Origin of the sequence: Pantoea sp. CTOTU49201 (assembly GCF_032054795.1) — a bacterium.
Classification (GTDB): Bacteria; Pseudomonadota; Gammaproteobacteria; order Enterobacterales; family Enterobacteriaceae; genus Pantoea; species Pantoea symbiotica.
The window spans coordinates 1-4244 of sequence record NZ_DAMBSA010000401.1; the positions used below are offsets into that span (position 1 = coordinate 1).

Annotated in this window: 5 protein-coding genes and 1 pseudogene; 3 read left to right on the forward strand and 3 right to left on the reverse strand. The window is 52.0% G+C overall.

Annotation, left to right across the window (positions count from 1 at the left end):
• Nucleotides 1–218 precede the first annotated feature (218 nt).
• Entirely contained in the window at nt 219–1130 is a 912-nt protein-coding gene (gene punR / locus RTY00_RS20910) for a DNA-binding transcriptional activator PunR (RefSeq protein ID WP_312180397.1), read from the forward strand.
• On the opposite strand, the gene purR is transcribed toward punR, so the two are convergent.
• Nucleotides 1127–2152 carry an HTH-type transcriptional repressor PurR gene (gene purR, locus RTY00_RS20915; protein ID WP_154152445.1) on the reverse strand — a complete coding sequence of 342 codons (1026 nt, stop codon included), beginning with the start codon at nt 2150–2152 and terminating at the stop codon, nt 1127–1129. The two genes, punR and purR, sit on opposite strands and share 4 nt — an antisense overlap.
• A 274-nt stretch (nt 2153–2426) precedes the next feature.
• On the opposite strand from purR, the gene RTY00_RS20920 reads away from it, so the two are divergent.
• A complete protein-coding gene (locus RTY00_RS20920) occupies nt 2427–2516 on the forward strand; it encodes a YnhF family membrane protein (protein ID WP_007892756.1) in 90 nt (29 codons plus the stop codon).
• 56 nt (nt 2517–2572) lie between these two features.
• Here the strand turns inward: RTY00_RS20920 and RTY00_RS20925 are convergent, their stop codons facing one another.
• Nucleotides 2573–3364, reverse strand: coding sequence for a C40 family peptidase (locus tag RTY00_RS20925; RefSeq protein WP_061716685.1), 792 nt, complete (start codon nt 3362–3364; stop codon nt 2573–2575).
• A gap of 364 nt (nt 3365–3728) precedes the next feature.
• On the opposite strand from RTY00_RS20925, the gene RTY00_RS20930 reads away from it, so the two are divergent.
• Entirely contained in the window at nt 3729–4064 is a 336-nt protein-coding gene (locus RTY00_RS20930; protein WP_175501675.1) for a Grx4 family monothiol glutaredoxin, read from the forward strand.
• 35 nt (nt 4065–4099) lie between these two features.
• Here the strand turns inward: RTY00_RS20930 and RTY00_RS20935 are convergent.
• Nucleotides 4100–4244 (reverse strand): annotated as a pseudogene (locus RTY00_RS20935) (ribonuclease T); the annotation flags it as partial.

Consider the following 4244-nt stretch of genomic DNA (forward strand, 5'->3'; position numbering starts at 1 on the left):
GAAATCACGCTGCATATCGCCAAAGGCGGGTAAATACATATCCGTGGCAAGAAAGCCGAGCATGCTGAGCACGGCGAGATAGGGCATAAATGCTTTAGACGACAACATGTTGATTCTCTTTTGGGCAGGTTGAACGCCGGGGAGTGTAAAAGGATGCAACGCGCTTTGTGAAACGCTAATATTTGCATGGTGCTGTTAAATTTTTTGAAGGCAAAATTATGTGGTCAGAATATGCGCTTGAAGTGGTGGATGCGGTGGCGCGCACCGGCAGTTTTAGTGCGGCAGCACAGGAGCTGCATCGCGTGCCTTCTGCCGTCAGCTATACCGTGCGACAACTGGAAACCTGGCTGGCAGTGCCGCTGTTTGAGCGCCAGCATCGGGAAGTGGTGATGACACCGGCGGGCGAGCATTTTGTACGTGAAGGGCGATCTGTTATCAAAAAAATGCTGGCTACCCGCCGACAGTGTCAGCAACTGGCGAATGGCTGGCGCGGGGAGCTAAGCATCGCGGTTGACTGCATTGTTAAACCGCAGCGTACGCGGCAGTTAGTGAAGGACTTTTATCGCCATTTTCCCGATATGGAGCTGATTATCAGCTACGAAGTGTTTAACGGCGTGTGGGATGCGTTGGCAGATGGCCGGGTTGATGTTGCGATTGGCGCAACCCAGGCGATTCCGGTAGGCGGACGTTTTGCCTTTCAGGATATGGGCGCACTGAACTGGCGCTGTGTGGTGAGTCCCGACCATCCGCTGGTTAACTGCACGGAACTGGATGATGAAACATTGCGGGCGTGGCCATCGCTGGTGCTGGAGGATACCTCGCGTGCATTGCCGCGCCGTATGACATGGACGCTGGATAATCAGCGGCGTCTGGTGGTGCCAGAGTGGGAAACCGGGATGGATTGTTTGCTGGCAGGATTGTGCGTTGGAATGGTGCCGGGCCATCTGGCGCGTCCGCTGCTGGACAGCCATAAACTGGTGGAACTGGCACTGCCGCAGGCCTTTCCGGACAGTCCGTGCTGCGTCAGCTGGTCAGAACAGCGCGCATCACCGGCGCTGGAGTGGTTACTGGCTTATCTCGGGGATGCTGAAACGCTGAACCACGAATGGCTCAGCGAAGTATCGGCTTAGCGACGATAGTCGCGGAATGGACCGTACGCTACCGAACGGCGTTCAATCAGCGTTGGCTGGACTTCGATGGTTTGCGGATCTTCACGCTTGCTGGTGATGCGATCCAGCAGCATTTCCAGCGCTTTTTCACCCAGTTCGGCTTTTGGCTGATGCACGGTGGTCAGCGCTGGCGTGAAATAGCGCGCGTTGCGCACGTTATCGTAGCCAATGACTGAGATATCCTGCGGCACGCGCAAACCCATCTCATCAGCAGCGCAAATCGCGCCCATCGCCATGATATCGCCACCGCAGAACACTGCAGTTGGACGCTGTTTCTGATTTAAAATCTGCTGCATCGCCTGATAGCCCGATTCAGGTTCAAAGTCGCCCTGAACCACCCATTCCGGACGCACCGTGATGCCCGCTTCGTTCATCGCCTGCAGGAAGCCAGCGTGACGGCCGCCGCCGGTGTTGCGCTCCATCTGGCCGGGGATGGCACCGATATCGCGATGACCGCGTTCAATCAGATAACGCCCGGCGATATAGCCGCCCTGAAACGCATTGTCCTGCACGGTATCGGTGAAGTCACCGCGCGATGCACCCCAATCCATCACCACCATGGGGATATTGCGGTTCTCTTCCAGCATCTGCAGCAAATCGTCTGGATACTCAGAACACATCACCAGCAAACCATCGACGCGCTTTTGCGCCATCATCGACAGGTAAGCACGCTGCTTTTGCAGATCGTTGTGCGCATTGCCGAGAATCAGCGTGTAGCCGCGTTCGAAACAACGGTTCTCCACCGCTTCGATAATTTCAGCGAAATAGGGCGCTTCGCTGGAAGTCGCCAGCAGACCTAAGGTTTTGGTGTGATTAACTTTGAGACTACGCGCCACGGCACTGGGCGAGTAGTGTAATTCTTTGATCGCTTCCCATACGGCGTTACGCGTCTCTTCCGCAACGAAACGCGTTTTGTTGATGACATGCGAAACCGTGGTGGTTGAGACACCCGCGCGTTTTGCGACATCTTTAATTGTTGCCATGAAAATGGTACTCCTGGGCTTATCGCAACTTACTGATAAGTATATTGTTAAACGTTTGCGTCTGCTAATGCTTTTATAGCCCAAAAGAGCGGGCAAAACGGTGTGTTTTAGCAGGCGAAATCACTTCATCACGCTGTAAATACAGCATGCGCAAAATCTGTTGCGCAACGAAAGGCGGCGATTCTAGCAAGCTGGCGCGGATAACACGAGATTTTTGCCCATTGCTGTGCGAAAATCGCCTTAACCCTAATAATTGTGTGACTAAGGAGTTGTGATGAATACCGACCTGAAGCTGGCGCTAATGACCACTGTTGGCGCACTGTTGATGATTATCGCCTTCAGCTTTACCGCGATCATGCATTAACAAAAAAGCCGGAGCTGAGAACAGCATCCGGCTTTTTTATGATTGTTGCGCAACAACTAGCGAATGGTTTTTGGCGTCATCATACGACGCGCGCCCACATAGTGTTTCTGCCAGTAATCCTCACCCAATGCGCTAATCTGAATATCTTTGCCGGTACGCGGCGACTGAATGAATTTACCGTTGCCGAGATACACGCCAACATGGTCGGCGGTGCCGCGATTATTAATGCGGAAGAACACCAGATCGCCTTTCTCCAGCATTTCACGCTTAATCGGTGCCGCATCGCGCAGGTGATACATCTCATTGGCGGTGCGTGGGAATTTGAATTTCACCAGATCTTTATAGGCGTACCACACTAAGCCGCTGCAATCGAAACCGGTGTGTGGCGAAGTGCCGCCCCACTGATAAGGTTTGCCGAGTTGGCCCATTAATTTGGTCATCGCCGTTTCACGCGCCTTTTGATAACGCTGGCGGTGCGCCTTACTCATTTTGATGCCGGTCAGCGCTAACGCTTCATCATCGACGGCGATCTCAGGTGTTTTCTTCGCTAAACGTTGATGACCGTATTTCTTAGCAGAGAGTTTCAGCGGGGATTTTTTGCTGGTGGTCTTGTGCAGCGCGGTTTCTGTTTTGGTCTGTTTTTTGAGTTTGAATTTTTGAACAGCAGTCAGGCGCGATTTTTTGGTGGTGGTTTTCACCGGGCGTCGTTTGCGGCGCTCGTCTTCACGTGCGCTCTTTTTCTCAGCTTTAAGCGAACTGGCATTAACGGGCGCATGCGGAGATGCAGCAGCCACATTAAAAAAAAGTTGGGCGAAAGCCAGTATGAAAAGCGTAATTAGTAGACGCATAATCCGGTTACAGGTTAAGCAGGCTGAATGAAAGCAGACTGCGGCAAAGTGAGAGAAATCTGATCAAGCGATCAGCGCCGAGGCAATTCTAATCCACTTTTTTTCCAAAAGGTAAGGCCTTTTTCCATTAATATGTTACCAGATTGATTATGTAGCAAAAATGAGCGATTTCAGCTGGTTAACGCAGCGAAACTATTGCTAATTATTAATTTATTAATGCCAATTAATGATATGAAAATGTTATTTGTCATGCGTTAACTTAACAAACATGGCGATTAGCCAGTGCAAACGCAAAATCCCGTTTTCAGTCCGGGAGCGAAATCGCTACAATAAACAAACACGAAGTAGAAGATTAAGGAAGGCAATAATGAGTACTGTTGAAAAAATTCAGCGTCAGATCGCAGAAAACCCGATTCTGCTGTACATGAAAGGTTCTCCGAAGCTGCCAAGCTGCGGTTTCTCGGCGCAAGCCGTGCAGGCGCTTTCTGCGTGTGGCGAGCGTTTCGCTTACGTGGACATTCTGCAGAACCCGGACATTCGCGCTGAAATGCCAAAATACGCCAACTGGCCAACCTTCCCGCAGCTGTGGGTCGATGGTGAACTGGTCGGCGGTTGCGACATCATCGTTGAGATGTTCCAGCGCGGTGAACTTCAGCCACTGCTGAAAGAAACCGCTGAGAAGTATAAAGAAGCGGAATAATGCAGAAGGCCGACACATGTCGGCCTTTTCTTTGCTTACTCGGCAGACGCGTCGTCTGCGGGTTCTTCACTAAAAGCCAGCGGCCAGCCGCCAAGGCGTTTCCAGCGGTTCACCAACTCACAAAACAGCGTCGCGGTTTGCTCGGTGTCATACAGCGCCGAATGCGCTTGCGTGCTATCA

Coding starts and splice junctions, on each gene's coding strand:
- purR (WP_154152445.1), bottom strand. CDS start 2,152: ATGGCAACAATTAAAGATGTCGCAAAACGCGCGGGTGTCTCAACCACC.
- punR (WP_312180397.1), top strand. CDS start 219: ATGTGGTCAGAATATGCGCTTGAAGTGGTGGATGCGGTGGCGCGCACC.
- RTY00_RS20920 (WP_007892756.1), top strand. CDS start 2,427: ATGAATACCGACCTGAAGCTGGCGCTAATGACCACTGTTGGCGCACTG.
- RTY00_RS20925 (WP_061716685.1), bottom strand. CDS start 3,364: ATGCGTCTACTAATTACGCTTTTCATACTGGCTTTCGCCCAACTTTTT.